The sequence below is a fragment of the Stenotrophomonas sp. YJH_SMC_16 genome, assembly GCF_059367875.1.
This window is the reverse complement of record NZ_JCAFRH010000006.1, coordinates 270342-286173: the sequence shown is the minus strand read 5'-3', so window position 1 is coordinate 286173 and position 15832 is coordinate 270342. Positions and strand designations below refer to the sequence as shown.

Here is a 15832-nt window from a genome sequence, read left to right as displayed (position 1 = left end):
CCGTGATGTTCATGATTCACCGGGATCGCTTGGTTGATTGCTGGAGACTACTCGAATCCGAGCATAAGGGGCGCGAAGCTGCTTCCGTCTCATCACACTGCGACGCCACCATCCATCCCGGATTCAAGGTGAATGCAACAGGTTGTTGAACTGCGCTTCACTGCAACCCGACTGCGCGCAGCCCGGCAGCATCAGCTCCGCCCGGCCCGGCGGCTGTGCGTCGGTCAACGGGATCGCACCACGTAGCTGCTCGCGCGTGGGATAGACATACACCAACCGGTAACGCACTTCACCGGCCCCACGATCACGCCAGCGCTCGAACTGCAGCAGGCCGCCGATCGGCGTCTTCTCGTACTGCCCCGGCAGGCTGTAGTCCGTGATTCCCAACGCCACCAGCACCGAACCGATGTTGGAATCGTGGCCGACCAGCAGGCTCACCTTTGGCGATGCCGGGTCCTCGAACAACGCATTCACTCTTGCCAGCAGCGGAGCGGCCACATCGCGCGCCACTTCGGGCGTTCCGAACAGGATGTCCTGGTAGCGATTGCGGATCTGCGCCAGCGCCTGCCATTGCGCCTCGGTGGTCAACCGGCCCCAGCCTTCGCGGGGGACGCCACTGCCCTGGTAGTGCTCCATCAACAAGGCATCGACCAACCCGCTGGCCAGGGCCAGCGAACCGGACGCGCGTGGTTCCTTGCCCGGTTCCGCATTGAAGATCGTGTCGGCCAGCATCAGATGGCACTCGCTGTGCCCCGCACAGGCCGCCGACTGCGGGTAGCGGGTGATCTGCTCCACCACGGACAGTGCCGGTGCCAGTCCCGATGCGGCCAGCGCTCGCTGCATTGCCGACAGTGCGCGCTCGCGGAAGACCGTGTCTCTGTTGTGGATCACCGGATTGAACAACGGATCCATCGTGCCCAGCGCCATGCGCTGCTCGACTGCGACATGACAGCCCGGGAAGGCACCGGCAACGAAGAACTGCGCGGTGGCCTGGGTGCGCTGAAGGCTGTTGGCATGGGCGTGGAAGTCAGCCAGCTGCGGGCAACCCGAAGCCGGCAACAGCTGCGCCTGACGCAGCCACTGGCCCATGTAACGGCCCATGTAGACCTCCAGCACGCCGCCTTTGGTGGTGAGCTCGCCTGCGCCCACGTCCCAGCCTGGCCAGCGCTCCGGAGTGGCATTGGCCAGCGCGCCCGACGCCACCACCGGCGCGCGCAGGTTGTGGCGGCTGAGCAGGATGACCTGCTCAAGTGAGCCCTCACGTGTTCTGCTCACCTCGCCATTGTCCGCCATGGCTGGAACAGCGGTCACAAGGCTCGTCACCAGCGATAGGCAACGAAAGATACGGAAGTGCATCCGAGTCTTTGAGCACGATTGAACCTGCATCACTGCTCCTATAGTGCAGATAGAGTCTCGAGCCCATGTCTGCTGATCAACGGTCGGCACGGCAATGTCAAAACGGTGAACAGACCGTTCTCCGAGCTACCGAATGGGGATGGTAGCACCGTCAACCCATGACCTCCCCGACACGCGATGCAAACGCATCCAGTCGTGAAATATCCAGTGATCGCCTCCCACTCGAGGATGCTCCCTGAGTCACGTCCTCGTCTGATTGATACACGCGAGCGCCGAACCGATCCAGGATCTCGACGCCGCCCTGCGCTACATCCCCGGCCCCGACATTCAAGAGAAGCTCCACGCATCAGAACAAGCCACGGACACAACGCGCAGAGCAGCTTGCTCGACTACGAGACTGATGCAGAAATTAGAAGAGAAGTCCTACGCAACGAACCCGCTACCACTGACAGCAAGTAGCCATACGGACGGCGCATTCTTGATGCCGACCAAGGGATGTGCCCTGGTCATCAACACACACCTATAAAAGGAAATACGTCATGCACGCATCCGCAACCATTTCAGATCCAAGCGCCGTCGCCGCATGGATGAAATCATCCAGCGCAAATGCAAGATCCCTCGACGCAGTGTTTGAAACCGAGGCGGACGAAATCAAAGTAGCCGCATTCAGCAGTGACTGCTGCGGATCGAACAATTACGAAGAGCGCTGACAGACTCCGTTGATGGCACGCGGCGTGGATGCGTGTCATCAACACTATCAAACAGGATCAGAATCACGATGACTCGCAGTCATGACGGCATGAGCCGAATAGCACAAAGCCCAGAACAAAGCCGCATGCGATGCGATGGAACATTCCCCTTGCCAAACGACACATCATCATCGACCGCAATCATTGCCGCGACGACTCGATCCAATATTAATCGCGCTATCGAACTCCGCAGAAGGGGATTGATCACCGAGATAATTGGCACAGATCCCGCTTACTCGACAACGCCATCCGACGCGATTCGCAAACTGGAGGGTGATGCGGGAATTCACACCATTATCGTGTTCAGTGACCAGCTTACATCCAGCCTTGACGCTCCTGTCTTGACATCCCACCACGGGCAGCAGCGCTACCTGCCTCTGGTGGAAGGAGTCCTCAACAGCATCCACGAATTTCAAATCATGACAGGCACATGCGATGACACGATCACATTGCCACCCTGCTCACCCATCACTTCCGTTCTGCGCACTATTTCGAACCATCTGGATTCCAACCAGAAGCTTGGAGGAGACTGGCTCGCGCAACCAGTTCAGACAAAGCGATGGCCTGCTACACGGCTAGCCGAGAGCAGATTCCGTCAGCGTGTCTTTCACTCAGCTCTGATGCACATGTACTGGAAGCATCCTGACTTCAATCCCAAGCATTTCGATTGGCTCCATGGACAACTCAAGAACCTCTACCGCGCATCGCAGCGAGCAAAGGAGGTCCAGGATGCACGAAAGTCAAGCACATGAGAGTCGTCAGCCTGCCCCGGAGGCCACCTTTCGGCACAGCGTCCAGACAGAGCAACAGCTTGGATTGACCCTTTCCGATAGGGAAAGGAAAGCCATCCTCTCCGCATGCGAAGTCAGCGGACTCGATATGGATTCCTACTACAGCTGGTATCAATCGAAAGCCTCCATCAGCTCCCAGTTGGCTGACCTTTGCCGCCCGTCACTGTTGGAGGCGGTCCACAGCATCGACCGTTCCGACTACTCCTCAATCGATGGAAAGCTCCCTGCCGACAGGGGAGTTGTGATCGCACTGCCGCATCACGGCCACTATATCCTGTCTGCGGTCCGTCTGATGGAGCACATTCGCCATCTGCGTGACATCTACATCTTCTATGGCGACCCAAAGAACCATGCAGGCAACGAATTGTTCGACGACCTGTACCACCGGCTCTTCAATCACGCCGGATGCCGCGCGAGCATCATCCACTCGAATGCCAGAGGGATAGGCATAGCGCTTCGCGCACTGAAAAATAGAGCTGCAGTCATCATGATGCCCGATGTCCACCGCTTTCGCGAAGAAACCTATTGCATTCCATTTTTGGGGCGCCCCTTGGACATCATGCTGGGAACCGCCGCAATGGCGCGCAAAACCGGAAGTTGCATATTGCCAGCCATCTCCGTCGTTGACCGGGATCTTCGAGCAACTATTACTTTCGGAGATGCCATCGAGCCTATACAGACGCGAGCATCGCTTCCATCTGAAGTAGCTGACTACTGGACGATGGCTGACGTCTATCGTTTCCTTGAGCGTGCAATGGGACCTCAGGCCATCTATTGGCAGTACATCAGGCAACACTTCATGAAATCCTCCAAGTTCCCGATGTTCCACCCCGAAACAATCGATGAAGCTTGGCACATGTTCTCCAATGACCCGCGAACCAAGCCACACACGCGTTATACGGCATGCCTGGATTGAACATGGATAGATTTCATTCTCCTTCCATTACCTTGGCGGCCATCGCCCTGATGGCGATGGCGCCCATCAATGGATACGCAACGGATCAAGAGAATGCCGATGCAACTCATCTTCCTGCGATCCACGCGGTCCACTCAGCCCCCGGCCCGCGCATCTGGCAGTTCAGAAAAGGCTCTTCAACGCTGCTTGTACTGGGCACGATTCAACCCCTAAGAAAGAGCCTATCCATCGATACTCGCAGCGTTGAAGCAGCAATCTCGACGTCTGATGCAATTCTGAGCCCTCCGGGCGTGACCGTGGAGCACGATGGCGGGGTATTTCGCAGCCTCATTCTGTGGCCCGCCATCCGCAAGCTCAAGTTCCTTTCAGGTAGAAGAACGCTTCGTGACGAGCTCACCGAAGAAGAGTACACGCGATTGAGCGATCTCAAGATTCTCTATGGCCTGCATGACGCGAGCATTGAGAGGATGCGCCCAATGTACGCGGCTTGGAAAATTCATGATGCTGCACTGCAATTCAGTGGAGCCCGAGCCGGTGAGCCACTTTCTCGAGCCATTGACCGCATGGCCCGCGATCATGGGATCCCGATGATCAACGCCCGCTTCCCGATGCGGGTAAGAGGGGGCAGGGAAACTATCCAGAATTTTCACATTGACTCCGTGAAAGACCGCAAATGCTTCTCGGATGCCACATCAAGCCTGCGGCCCTGGCTCGATAACCTAGATGAGCTAGGTCATGCGTGGGCAGAGGGAGATATTGAATCGGGCGCGCTCCTGCATGCCCCTCCATCGCCCTCCCGGTGCTGGGCTCGTCTGACCAACGACGCGATCGCCACTACGATGAATATTGACCTTGATATCCAGAGACGAACTCACTGGGTTGCAGTGCTCCGCTCAACTACTTCGCGGCACAGTACGGTTTTCACCACTCTGCCCTTGGATGATCTTCTGCATTCAAGAGGCATGGCCGCGGTACTCGTGGACGAGGGATACATCCCCGATGCCAGGGTGTTCTTTGGCGATCAGCCGCGACCTCCAAACATCGGAGCAAGTGAAACCTCAAATCATCCGGACGGGTGACGATGTAACTTGGCACCTTGCAACGCGGTCACATCGAAGTCACTGATCGGCAGCCACAAAGCCACCGGTCTGCCGCGCCCACAAGCGCGCATACAGGCCACCGGCAGCAATCAGCTCGGCATGGGTGCCGGTCTCGACGATGCGGCCCTGGTCCATCACCACCAGCCGGTCCATGCGCGCGATGGTCGACAGCCGGTGCGCGATGGCGATCACCGTCTTGCCTCCCATCAACTGGTCCAGGCTGTCCTGGATCGCTGCTTCCACTTCCGAATCCAGCGCCGAAGTCGCTTCGTCCAGCACCAGGATCGGTGCATCCTTCAGCAGCACGCGGGCAATGGCGATGCGCTGGCGCTGGCCACCGGACAACTTCACGCCACGCTCGCCCACATGCGCGTCGTAGCCACGACGCCCCTGCCCGTCCACCAGCGTATCGATGAAGGCTTCGGCACGTGCCTTGGCTACGGCTGCACGCAGCTGCTCATCAGTCGCATCCGGGCGGCCGTACAGCAGGTTGTCGCGGATCGAGCGATGCAGCAGCGAGGTGTCCTGGGTAACCACGCCGATCTGCTGGCGCAGGCTTTCCTGCGTAACGTAGGCAATGTCCTGATCGTCGATCAGGATGCGGCCGCTTTCCAGGTCGTACAGGCGCAGCAGTACGTTGACCAGGGTCGACTTGCCGGCGCCGGACGGACCGACCAGGCCGATCTTCTCGCCCGGCTTCACCACCAGGTCCAGGCCGGCAATCACACCGCCCTTTTTACCGTAATGGAAATGGATGTCCTGGAAATGCACGCCGCCTCGGGTCACCTGCAGCGGCACCGCATCCTCGCGGTCCTGCACGGTCAGCGGCTGGGCAATGGTGGTGATGCCATCCTGCACCGTACCGATGTCCTCGAAGATGCCGTTGATGGTCCACATGATCCAGCCGGACATGTTGTGGATGCGGATCACCAGGCCGGTGGCCAGGGTGATCGCGCCGACGGTGATGTGGCCGCCATTCCACAGCCACAGCGCGAGACCGCAGGTACCGGCAATCAGGAAGCCGTTGACGATGGCGATGGTCAGGTCCATGCCGGTGGTGATGCGGGTCTGTGCGCGGTGCTTGACCGCCAGCTCCCGGATCGACTCGGCCACGTAGGCCTGCTCACGCCCGCCATGGGCGAACAGCTTCAGCGTGGGAATGTTGGTGTAGCCATCGACAATGCGGCCCATTGCCTTCGAACGTGCTTCCGAGGCGATCCATGCCCGTTCCTTCGCGCGCGGCACGAAGTAGACCATGATCACCACGTAGGCCAGCAGCCACAGGATCAGCGGCAGCATCAGCCGCCAGTCGGCCTGCGCGAACAGGTACAGCGCGGTGCCGGTGTAGACCACGATGTACCAGAGCGAATCGACCATCTGCACCGCCGACTCGCGCAACGAGGTACCGGTCTGCATCACCCGGTTGGCCACGCTGCCAGCAAAGTCGTTCTGGAAGAAGCTCAGGCTCTGCCGCACCACGTAGTTGTGCATCAGCCAGCGCGAGCGGTTGCTCAGGCCGGGCACGATCGCCTGGTTCACCAGCAGGTTGTGCAGGCCGACCAGGATCGGCCGCGCGATGACCGTGATGAACAGCATCCAGCCCAGTTCATTGGCGTGGCGCTTGAAGAAGCCGGCACCCGGCTGCTCGGCGACCATGTCGACGATGCGGCCCAGGTAATCGAACATCGCCACTTCCACCAGCGCCAGCAGCAGGCCGGCGATCAGGGTCGCCAGCAGCACTGGCCACACCGGGCGCAGGTAGTGCAGGTAGAACGGCAGCACCTTGCGCGGTGGCATGCGCCCATCCACGGGCGGGAACACCGGAATCAGGGATTCAAACCAACGGAACATTGCATTCCCTCGCCTCTTGCAAGCTGCGAAGTATCCCACGCCGGATGTGTACGCCAGCCGATGATCACCCGCTCCCCCGGTAGTCGCCCACCTTGGTGGGCGCCTTACCGCATGCCGACCAAGGTCGGCATTTACCCATCAGTCGGTGTGAACAGCAGGTCCTGGAAATCGAAGCTGAAATCGGTCAGGTCGGAGATCGACTGCATGCGCACCTCGCGTACCCTGCCGTCCGGGTCCAGGCTGAAGTTCACGAACGCGTCGGCGTTGAGCGAACGGTCGTCCCAGCGCACGATGAAGGTGTCGTGCTGCCAGTGCTCCAGGCGCCCGCTCAGCTGCGCGGTCTTCATGAAGCGCAGGCGCAGGCCCTTGCCTTCGGCGCTGATCTGCATGTCGCCATACCAGCGGTCACGGAAGCTGCCGGTGTAGCCGGCCAGTGCCAGCGACGGCTTGCTGCCCTTGTCGCGCGCGCTCTGGTGCTTGGCCCAGGCTTCGTCGGCCTTGTCCTGGCCCTTGGCCACGGCCTTGGCATAGGCGTCCACCCAGTCGTGCTTCCCGCCGCCCAGATAGGCATCGAGCACGCTCAGGGTGATCGCATTGAACGCCGCGCCCACTTCCTGGTTGGTCAGCACCACCACGCCCAGCTTCTCGCCCGGCACCAGGGTCAGCCGCGAGACCATGCCCGGCCAGCCACCGGTGTGCCAGACCAGCTTCTGCCCACGGTAATCGCTCAGGCTCCAGCCTTCGCCATAGCCGGCGAAATTGGCTCGCGCCGGTGCCAGCTCCGGCACGCTCGGCGCCGGGATCGACTGCGGGGTGATCATCCGCCACATCTGCTGCTGGCTCTTTTCACTGAACAGCGGCGTGCCATCGGCCAGTTTGCCTTCGGCCAGCTGCACCTTCATCCAGCGCGCCATGTCATGCGCGCTGGAATAGATGCCACCGGCGCCGGCGTTGTTCGACCAGGTCAGCGGTGCAACTGTGCGCAGGTCCTTGAAATCGTACTTGGCGTGGCCGACCGCGGCCTTGTCGCCGGGCTTCAGGTGATCGGCGTTGTAGCGCGTGCCGGCCATGCCCACCTTGTCGAAGATGCGGGTCTGCAGGAACTGCTGGTAACTCATGCCAGAGACATGCTCGATCACCTGCTGGGCGACCGCGTACAGGATGTTGTCGTAGGCATAGCTTTCGCGGAAACCGCCCTTCAGCGGCACTCTGCCCAACCGCTCCACCACTTCGGCATTGCTGTAGGACGTGGTCGGCCAGAACAGCAGGTCACCAGCGCCCAGGCTCAGGCCACTGCGGTGGGACAGCAGGTCACGGATCGTCATCTGCCCGGTCACGAACGGGTCGGACATGCGGAACGACGGCAGGTGGTCGATCACCTTGTCGTCCATCTTCAGCTTGCCGTCCTCGGCCAACAGGTTCAGCGAGGTGGCGGTGAACGCCTTGGTGTTGGAAGCAATGGCGAACAGCGTATCGGCCTGCACCGGTTCCGGCTTGCCCTGCTCGCGCACGCCCCAGCCGCGCTCCAGCACCACCTCGCCATCCTTGACCACCGCCACGGCAATGCCGGGCACGTCGAACTGCGCGCGCACGCGCTCGACGGTCGCATCCAGGTCCTGCAGCTGCGCCGGGGTGGCAGCACTCGCCATGGTCGTGCACGCCAGCAGCACGGCTCCTCCAATCCAGGGTTTCATCCAGCACGATCTCCGAACAGGGGTGGCGGCCATGTGCAGGCCGTCACCGGGGTTTCGCGGGATGGTAACGTTCTGCGGCGCACCCTGCCCTGTGCCATAGGAGGGGTGTCATGGGCGGGAACGGCCAACCGAGCAACGGCTCCACCATCATTCCGTGCCTGCGCTATCGCGACGCGCAGGCCGCCATCGACTGGCTGCAGCGCGCCTTCGGCTTCCATGCCCAGGCTGTCTACGCCGATGGCGATACGGTGTTCCATGCGCAGCTGACCTTCGGCAGCGGCATGATCATGCTCGGCTCGGCCGACAGGGAAAGCGCCTGGAGCCAGCATGCCGCGATGCCGGACGAGGTGGGCGGCCGCCAGACCCAGAGTGCCTGCGTGATCGTCACCGATGCCGACGCCCATTACGCCCGGGCCAAGGCCGCAGGCGCCCGCATCGTCATCGACATCGCCGACCAGGACTACGGCGGCCGTGGCTATGCCTGCGCCGATCCGGAAGGCTACCTGTGGTGGTTCGGCAGCTACGATCCGTGGCGCGCGGACCACGACCAGTGACCGCCGCAGCGATCCGCTGCGGCATCGGCGGCTGGGTGTTTCCCGAATGGCGCGGCGGCGTTTTCTACCCCGTGGGCCTGCCGCAGCGTGAAGAACTGGCCCATGCCAGCCGGGCCCTGCGCTGCATCGAAATCAACGGCACCTTCTACCGCACGCCCACCGCAGCACAGTGCGCGCAGTGGGCCGCGCAGACGCCGGAAGGCTTCCGGTTTTCGATGAAGGCACCACGCTACCTGGTGCAGCGCCGCGACCTGTCCAGCACGGTGGAGGCAGCCGCGCCCTTCCTGCAGGCCGCACTCGCACTCGGCGACCGGCTGGGCCCCCTGCTGTGGCAGTTCGATCCGCGGCATCCGGCCGACGCCGAAGCGCTGGAACGGCTGATGGCGCAGCTGCCCAAGCAGCTGGGCGGCGTGCCGCTGCAGCACGCCCTGGAAGTCCGCAATGCCGAGGCGCATGGCCCGGCACTGGTTACCGCCGCACGCGCGCATGGCGTGGCCGTGGTGATCGAGGACAGCGACGAGGCGCCATTGCGTGGCGATGTCAGTGCCGGCTTCGTCTACGCGCGGATCAAGCGCAGCCAGGCCCGCTTGAACGAGGGCCTGCCAGCATCCGTGCAGCAGCGCTGGGCCGAACGCGCACGCCGCTGGTCGCGCGGCGAGCCGGTGGACGACCTGCCCTGCCTGGCAGGGCCCGCCCCTGAAAGCCCGCGCGAGGTCTACCTCCTGTGCATCGGCGCAGGCAAGGCGCGCAACCCGGCGGCAGCGATGGCGCTGCAGCGGCAGGTTGACCAGAGCAGTCATTCCACACGCGGGTAGCGCTGCGACGTTCGCCTTGCCTCACAATAGGCAGATGAGCACACCCGACACCCGCAAAGCGCTGTGGCAGATTCATTTCTGTGTCCTGCTGTGGGGCATCACCGCCATCCTCGGCAAGCTGATCACCCTGCCCGCATTGCCGCTGGTATGGTGGCGCATGCTGCTGGTGACGGCGATGCTGGCCCTGCTGCCACGGGTGTGGCGCGGACTGCGTACCCTGCCCCTGCGGCTGGTGGCCGGCTACGCCGGCATCGGCGCGCTGGTCGCCCTGCACTGGCTGACGTTCTACGGTGCGGTGAAGCTGGCCAATGCCTCGGTGGCCGCCACCTGCATCGCGCTGGCGCCGGTGTTCACCTCGATCATCGAGCCATGGGTGGCCAAGCGGCCGTTCCAGCTGCGTGAACTGGCGTTCGGCCTGGCGGTGCTGCCGGGTGTTGCGCTGGTGGTCGGCGGCGTGCCCGATGGCATGCGCCTCGGGGTGTTGATCGGCGCGATCTCGGCGCTGCTGGTGGCAGTGTTCGGCTCGCTCAACAAGCGCATGGTCAGCCACGCGGATCCGCTCACGGTCACCGCACTGGAGCTGGGTGCGGGCACCCTCACCCTGACCCTGCTGGCACCGCTGATGCCCTACCTGCTGCCGGCGCTGGCCAGCCCGCTGTGGGTGGTTCCGGGCCTGCACGACGGCATCCTGCTGCTGGTCCTGGCTGGGTTCTGCACGCTGCTGCCGTTCGCCCTGGCCCTGGTCGCGCTGCGCCACCTGAGCGCCTACACGGTGCAGCTGGTGACCAACCTGGAACCGGTCTATGCGGTGGTGCTGGCGGTGGTGCTGCTGCGCGAGCAGCACGAGGTCACCCCGTGGTTCTACCTGGGCGTGGCGATCATCGTCGGCGCGGTGTTCCTGCATCCGCTGCTGAACCGCCGCAAGCCGGTGCAGCATCCGGAAATCCTTGGCACGGCCGAGGCACGCAACATCGCCGATTGAGCGCGTCCACGCAGGGCGTGGATGGCCGTATCAACGCTGCGGCCAGTGCCATGCCGGCGCATCCAGCAGGCCCTGCCCGCTCAGCAGCGTGCGGCCCTGTTCCTTGTGCAGGTGCAGCGAATGACAGCCGGGCGCTTGCTCCAGTGCTGCGATCAACCGGCTGGCGTGTGACACCACCCACACCTGGCTGCGCGCACTGGCCGCGATGATCAGCCGCGCCAGCGCCGGCAGCAGGTCCGGATGCAGGCTGGTCTCCGGCTCGTTGAGCACCAGCAGCGGCGGCGGGCGTGGCGTGTGTAGCGCAGCAGCCAGCAGCAGGAAGCGCAGCGTACCGTCGGACAGTTCGGCCATCGACAACGGCCGCAGCAACCCCGGCTGGTGGAAGCGCAGGGCCAGTCGACCGTCCAGCTCTTCGAAGCCGACCGTGGCGCCGGGGAACGCATCGTCGACGCTGCGTGCCAACGCGACCGGATCTCCGATTTCGAGAATGGTCACCCAGGCTGCCGCCAGATCCCGGCCGTCGTGATGCAGCACCGGGGTGCGCGTGGCCATCGCCGGTTGTCGCGCCGGGGCATCGGCATCGCTGCGGAAATGGTCGTAGAAGCGCCAGCGACGGATGTACTCACGCAAGGCGATGGTTTCCGGCATGCGCTGCGGATCGCCGACCTGGGTGAACAGGCTGTCGAACAGCGACAACCGGTCATCCACGAGATCCCAGCCGCGCGCATGACGTTGCCGCACCATTGCCCCACGGCGATCAACCAGCAGGTTGGCGCTGCGCAGGAACGGCCCGGCCCAGATCGCCTCCACCTTGATCTGCGGATCCAGCGCAAACGCCGAATGGCTGGGCGGCGGGTAGCCCAGGTCGATGGCATAGCCGAATTCGTCGGTGGTGAAGCCGAGCTTCAATCCCACCGATGCCTGCCGAGGGCCACCCTGCAGCGGGATCTCGCCGGCCGCGACCCGGCGATCGATGGATTCGGGGCCGGCCCACAGCGCCGAACCCAGCCCCCCTTCGCGGGCCAGCACCGCTGCAACGCCGCCCTGTGCGGTCTCCGCCAGCAGGCGCAGCGCGCGGTACAGGCTGGACTTGCCACTGCCGTTGTCACCGGTCACCACGTTCAACTGCTGCAGCGGCAGGACCAGCCCGTGCAGCGAACGATAGTGGGCGATGGCCAGGGTCTGCAGCATGGTCGGCGTCCGTGGGAACAGGAACGGCATATTCGCCGGGCACAATCGCACAGGCCGCGACACGGCGTTATCCCATCGGCAAAATCATCCACGCATGGCGTGGACCTACTGCATGCAGGGCTCAGCCCGCCCGTTCCACCCGGTTGCGACCGTTGCCCTTGGCCCGGTACAGCGCCTTGTCGGCGCGCGCCAGCATGTCATCCACGCTTTCACCTGCCTGGTGCTGGGCAACGCCGATGCTGATCGTGACCGGGAAACCCAGCGGAAGGTCTGCCACGGCCAGGCGCAGGAACTCGCATTGCAGTTCGGCCGTGTGCAGATCGGTGCCCGGCATCACCGCCACGAACTCCTCGCCGCCATAGCGCGCGGCCATGCCACGGCCGGCAAGGTGCGAGCGCAGCAGCACGCCCAGCTCGGCCAGCACCCGGTCGCCGGTGGCGTGGCCCTGGAAATCGTTGATGTGCTTGAAGTGATCGATGTCCAGCAAGGCCACGCAGGCCAGTCCCGGCTGCCCATCGATCTCCGCCACCGCCTCTTCCAGTGCCGCCGCCATCGCGCGGCGGTTCGGCAGTCCGGTCAACGCATCGGTGCGGCTCTGCTCGGCCAGGTCGGCATTCTGCGCCAGCAGCACGTCCTGGTACTCCGACAGCAGGCGCTCGTAGTCATCGCGTTCCAGCATGTGCTTCTGGATGTCGAGCGCGAAACGGCGCAGCTCCATCACCAGCATCACCTGCCGTGACAGAGCGGCCAGTGCCTCGGCCTTGTCGCTGGGCAGGTGCTGCGGATGTGCATCGAACACGCACAACGTACCCAGTGGCAGGCCATCGGAACTGATCAGTGGCGCACCGGCGTAGAAGCGGATGTGCGGGTCACCGGTCACCACCGGGTTGTCGTGGAAGCGGATGTCCTGCAACGCGTCCTCGACCACCATGATTTCCTGCGGCTGCAGGATGGCATGGCCACACATCGATTCGCTGCGCAGGTTCTCCGCCGCGTCGATGCCCTGGATCGACTTGAACCACTGCCGCTCGACATCGATCAGGGTCACCGCCGCCATCGAGGTACCGCAGACCGCCTTGGCGATCGCCACCAGGTCGTCGAATGACTTCTCGCGCTGCGAATCAAGGATCCGGTAGCGGTACAGCGCCTCGAGCCGAAGCGCTTCGTTGGCAGGCTTGTCGGGCTTGATCATGCAGCGTCACATTCCGGCAGGTCACTGCGGAGTCTAGCCGATGTAGAGCCGAGCCCTGCTCGGCTGCACCCGGACAAAAGGGCAGCCGAGCAGGGCTCGGCTCTACAGAGGCCGTTTACCAGTCCAGCTGCTTCGGCAACAGGCCCTGCAGCTCCTGCTCGGTCAGGTTACGCCACTGGCCCGGCTTCAACGCGCCGATCTTGATGTTGTCGATGCGCACGCGGCGCAGCTGGGTCACGCGATAGCCGAATTCGGCGGCCATCAGGCGGATCTGCCGGTTCAGGCCCTGCTGCAGGGTGATGCGGAAACCGAACTTGGCGATGCGCGAGGTCTTGCACGGCAACGTCATCTGGTCGTGGATGCGCACACCGCGCGCCATGCCGCGCAGGAACTCATCGGTAACCGGCTTGTTCACCGCCACCAGGTACTCCTTCTGGTGGCCGTTCTCAGCACGCAGGATCTGGTTGACGATGTCGCCGTTGCTGGTCATCAGGATCAGGCCTTCGGATTCCTTGTCCAGGCGCCCGATCGGGAAGATGCGCTGCTCGTGGCCGACGAAATCGACGATGTTGCCCTTGACCGAGGTTTCGGTCGTGCAGGTGACACCCACCGGCTTGTTCAGCGCGATGTAGACATGGCGGCGTGCGCCGGGCTTGCGGGCCACGCGCGCGCGCAGTGGCTGGCCGTCGACCAGCACCTGGTCTTCGTCGCCCACCACCGCGCCAGTGCCGGCCGGATGGCCGTTGACGGTGACCCGGCGGGCGGCGATCAGGCGATCGGCCTCGCGGCGGGAGCAGAAGCCGGTGTCGGCGATATGTTTGTTGAGTCGGGTGGTCATCGCCCTATTATCCGGCATCGCCGCTCGCAGCGCTTCATGCCAGGCCGGGCGGATCGAGCTCTTCACCGTCGAACACCCGGTTGCGGCCGGCGCGCTTGGCCACGTACATGGCATGGTCGGCCCGCCGCAACAGCCCGGCCAGATCGTCCTCGCCCGGCCGCCACTGCGCCAGGCCGATGCTGGCGGTCACTTCCAGCCCCGGCACCTGCAGGGCCTGCCCGGCCTCGGTGATGCGCTGGCGCAGGCGGTCCAGCCGCGCCGACGCCGCCTCGCGCGGCATGCCGGGCATCAGCAGCAGGAACTCCTCGCCGCCCATCCGCACCACTTCGTCCTGGCTGCGCACCGCAGTGCGCAGCGCGCGTGCCACCGCCACCAGTACCTGGTCGCCCACGGCATGGCCGTGGCGGTCGTTGATGTCCTTGAACAGGTCGATGTCGAGGAAGCCGATCACCAGCGGGCCACGCTCACGGTCGACCTGTGCCAGGTGACGGGCCAGCTGCTGCAGGCCGGCGCGGCGATTCGGCAGTCCGGTCAGGCCGTCGGTTTCGGCCAGCTGACGCAGTTCATCGCGCTGCTGGCGCAGTCGGCCCAGCCGCTGGTTCATGGCATAGGCGGCCATCATCAGCAGCCAGGTCACCGCCAGCTGCAGTGCTTCGACCCGGTACTCCAACAACCATTCCGCACGGCAGGCATCGGCGATGATCAGGACCAGCATGGGTGCCAATGCGGCCAGTCCTGCCTGCGACCAACGGTCGCCACGCCAACGTGCCCATACGCCCATCAGCAACGCCAGGCCACACCCCAGCAGATAGGACACCTGCAGGCCCTGCGCGACCCAGGCCAGCTGTTCCCAGCGCAGCCACGGCACCAGGACGGCCAGCGCCACCAGGCCCCACAGCACGGTCGCCTGCAGCGGCCGCGACCGTGGCCATACGCGGTCACCGCCGTTCAGCCGCCACAGTGCCGGCAGTACCAGCGCCTGCGTGGCGGCGGTCAGCGAGAGCAGCCACCAGGCCCCACGCTCCCCCACCGGCAGCCACGGTTCCGGGTAGCCGCTGAGGCCACCGAGGATCGCCTGCCACAGCACCAGTACCGTGGTGCCGGCGACGTAAACCAGGAAGCTGCGATCGCGCGTGGTCAGGAAGGCCATCAACGCCGACAGCGCCAGTGCGATCGCCACGGCGATGCAGGCAGCACGCATCAGCAGGCGGGCGGTGTCGTTCTGCTGCACCGGGCTGGGCGCGCCCAGCCGCAGGGTCGGTACCCAACGTGTCTTCAGCGGTGTCTGCCAGGAAACCAGGAACGGCTCATGGCTGCCGGCCGGCGGTACGGCCACCAGGCCGATGCCTGCACGGAAGCGCGAATCACGGGTGCGGGCGTCGTGCATGTTGCCGCAGATTTCGCGGTCACCGTGCTGTACCCGCACTTCGCCGGCAAAGACATTGAACACGTCCAGCGCCTGTGGCTGGCCCGACCAGCCTTCCTGCGGAGCCGTCACCAGCACCTGCTGGCGCGGGCCCGACAGCATGTGCGGCGTGCACGCACGATGCGGGGTGGGCTCATCGGTGGCGCCACCGACCAGCAGGTAATCGCGCCCCGATTCCACCGCTGCGGCCTGCAGCGGCCACGGCGTCGCCAACCACGCCAGCAGTACGACCAGCACCGCTCCCGTTCCGTACTGCCACTGCCTGCCGCCCACGCCACATCCTGTTGTTGCTTACGCCCGCGCCCACTGCGCGTCGCCCCTGGCCGGCATTATCGCAGCCGGACGTACGCCGCACGTGTAGACCAAAGTCGCCGCCA

14 protein-coding genes are annotated in these 15832 nt (G+C 64.2%); 7 read left to right on the top strand and 7 right to left on the bottom strand.

The features are described from left to right. Positions 1 to 123: 123 nt before the first annotated feature. Positions 124 to 1293, bottom strand: coding sequence for a bifunctional glucose-1-phosphatase/inositol phosphatase (gene agp, locus AC5P6E_RS15450; RefSeq protein ID WP_191851422.1), 1170 nt, complete (start codon positions 1291 to 1293; stop codon positions 124 to 126). Positions 1294 to 1895: 602 nt separating this feature from the next. Here agp and AC5P6E_RS15445 point away from each other — a divergent pair. From AC5P6E_RS15445 to AC5P6E_RS15430, 4 genes are all read left to right on the top strand, one after another. After that, positions 1896 to 2066 carry a hypothetical protein gene (locus AC5P6E_RS15445; protein ID WP_160314098.1) on the top strand — a complete coding sequence of 57 codons (171 nt, stop codon included), beginning with the start codon at positions 1896 to 1898 and terminating at the stop codon, positions 2064 to 2066. A 68-nt stretch (positions 2067 to 2134) separates the two neighbouring features. Further along, positions 2135 to 2857 carry a hypothetical protein gene (locus AC5P6E_RS15440; protein WP_329835389.1) on the top strand — a complete coding sequence of 241 codons (723 nt, stop codon included), beginning with the start codon at positions 2135 to 2137 and terminating at the stop codon, positions 2855 to 2857. After that, the gene (locus AC5P6E_RS15435) at positions 2835 to 3812 is read left to right on the top strand and encodes an LpxL/LpxP family acyltransferase (RefSeq protein ID WP_329835391.1); all 978 of its coding nucleotides are present in this window, start codon (positions 2835 to 2837) and stop codon (positions 3810 to 3812) included. The genes AC5P6E_RS15440 and AC5P6E_RS15435 overlap by 23 nt, the downstream gene beginning before the upstream one ends. A 2-nt stretch (positions 3813 to 3814) precedes the next feature. Continuing rightward, a complete protein-coding gene (locus AC5P6E_RS15430) occupies positions 3815 to 4891 on the top strand; it encodes a TraB/GumN family protein (RefSeq protein WP_049455661.1) in 1077 nt (358 codons plus the stop codon). A 39-nt stretch (positions 4892 to 4930) separates the two neighbouring features. On the opposite strand, the gene smrA is transcribed toward AC5P6E_RS15430, so the two are convergent. Beyond that, positions 4931 to 6763 carry a multidrug efflux ABC transporter SmrA gene (smrA, locus tag AC5P6E_RS15425; RefSeq protein ID WP_019337614.1) on the bottom strand — a complete coding sequence of 611 codons (1833 nt, stop codon included), beginning with the start codon at positions 6761 to 6763 and terminating at the stop codon, positions 4931 to 4933. A 131-nt stretch (positions 6764 to 6894) separates the two neighbouring features. After that, entirely contained in the window at positions 6895 to 8457 is a 1563-nt protein-coding gene (locus AC5P6E_RS15420; protein ID WP_019337613.1) for a serine hydrolase, read from the bottom strand. 110 nt (positions 8458 to 8567) lie between these two features. Here AC5P6E_RS15420 and AC5P6E_RS15415 point away from each other — a divergent pair, with 110 nt between their 5' ends. From AC5P6E_RS15415 to AC5P6E_RS15405, 3 genes are read left to right on the top strand one after another with little or no spacing between them, the layout of a single operon-like run. Then, positions 8568 to 9011, top strand: coding sequence for a VOC family protein (locus AC5P6E_RS15415; RefSeq protein ID WP_019337612.1), 444 nt, complete (start codon positions 8568 to 8570; stop codon positions 9009 to 9011). Next, positions 9008 to 9826 carry a DUF72 domain-containing protein gene (locus tag AC5P6E_RS15410; protein WP_019337611.1) on the top strand — a complete coding sequence of 273 codons (819 nt, stop codon included), beginning with the start codon at positions 9008 to 9010 and terminating at the stop codon, positions 9824 to 9826. Before AC5P6E_RS15415 ends, AC5P6E_RS15410 begins: the two co-directional genes overlap by 4 nt. A gap of 34 nt (positions 9827 to 9860) precedes the next feature. After that, positions 9861 to 10808, top strand: a complete 948-nt coding sequence (locus AC5P6E_RS15405) for a DMT family transporter (RefSeq protein ID WP_019337610.1) — start codon at positions 9861 to 9863, stop codon at positions 10806 to 10808. A gap of 30 nt (positions 10809 to 10838) precedes the next feature. Here AC5P6E_RS15405 and AC5P6E_RS15400 read toward each other — a convergent pair whose 3' ends face one another. From AC5P6E_RS15400 to AC5P6E_RS15385, 4 genes are all read right to left on the bottom strand, one after another. Next, positions 10839 to 11999, bottom strand: coding sequence for an AAA family ATPase (locus AC5P6E_RS15400; RefSeq protein WP_019337609.1), 1161 nt, complete (start codon positions 11997 to 11999; stop codon positions 10839 to 10841). 121 nt (positions 12000 to 12120) lie between these two features. Next, positions 12121 to 13191, bottom strand: coding sequence for a diguanylate cyclase (locus AC5P6E_RS15395; protein WP_019337608.1), 1071 nt, complete (start codon positions 13189 to 13191; stop codon positions 12121 to 12123). 115 nt (positions 13192 to 13306) lie between these two features. Beyond that, the gene (locus AC5P6E_RS15390) at positions 13307 to 14029 is read right to left on the bottom strand and encodes a pseudouridine synthase (protein ID WP_010486389.1); all 723 of its coding nucleotides are present in this window, start codon (positions 14027 to 14029) and stop codon (positions 13307 to 13309) included. Between the two features lie 34 nt (positions 14030 to 14063). Next, complete coding sequence (locus AC5P6E_RS15385) at positions 14064 to 15728, bottom strand: diguanylate cyclase (RefSeq protein ID WP_019337607.1); 1665 nt, start codon at positions 15726 to 15728, stop codon at positions 14064 to 14066. Positions 15729 to 15832 lie beyond the last annotated feature (104 nt).

Excerpts from the sequence above, each read along its gene's own strand:
- agp (WP_191851422.1), bottom strand. The coding sequence starts at position 1,293 with ATGGCGGACAATGGCGAGGTGAGCAGAACACGTGAGGGCTCACTTGAG.
- AC5P6E_RS15445 (WP_160314098.1), top strand. The coding sequence starts at position 1,896 with ATGCACGCATCCGCAACCATTTCAGATCCAAGCGCCGTCGCCGCATGG.
- AC5P6E_RS15440 (WP_329835389.1), top strand. The coding sequence starts at position 2,135 with ATGACTCGCAGTCATGACGGCATGAGCCGAATAGCACAAAGCCCAGAA.
- AC5P6E_RS15435 (WP_329835391.1), top strand. The coding sequence starts at position 2,835 with ATGCACGAAAGTCAAGCACATGAGAGTCGTCAGCCTGCCCCGGAGGCC.
- AC5P6E_RS15430 (WP_049455661.1), top strand. The coding sequence starts at position 3,815 with ATGGATAGATTTCATTCTCCTTCCATTACCTTGGCGGCCATCGCCCTG.
- smrA (WP_019337614.1), bottom strand. The coding sequence starts at position 6,763 with ATGTTCCGTTGGTTTGAATCCCTGATTCCGGTGTTCCCGCCCGTGGAT.
- AC5P6E_RS15420 (WP_019337613.1), bottom strand. The coding sequence starts at position 8,457 with ATGAAACCCTGGATTGGAGGAGCCGTGCTGCTGGCGTGCACGACCATG.
- AC5P6E_RS15415 (WP_019337612.1), top strand. The coding sequence starts at position 8,568 with ATGGGCGGGAACGGCCAACCGAGCAACGGCTCCACCATCATTCCGTGC.
- AC5P6E_RS15405 (WP_019337610.1), top strand. The coding sequence starts at position 9,861 with ATGAGCACACCCGACACCCGCAAAGCGCTGTGGCAGATTCATTTCTGT.
- AC5P6E_RS15400 (WP_019337609.1), bottom strand. The coding sequence starts at position 11,999 with ATGCTGCAGACCCTGGCCATCGCCCACTATCGTTCGCTGCACGGGCTG.
- AC5P6E_RS15395 (WP_019337608.1), bottom strand. The coding sequence starts at position 13,191 with ATGATCAAGCCCGACAAGCCTGCCAACGAAGCGCTTCGGCTCGAGGCG.
- AC5P6E_RS15390 (WP_010486389.1), bottom strand. The coding sequence starts at position 14,029 with ATGACCACCCGACTCAACAAACATATCGCCGACACCGGCTTCTGCTCC.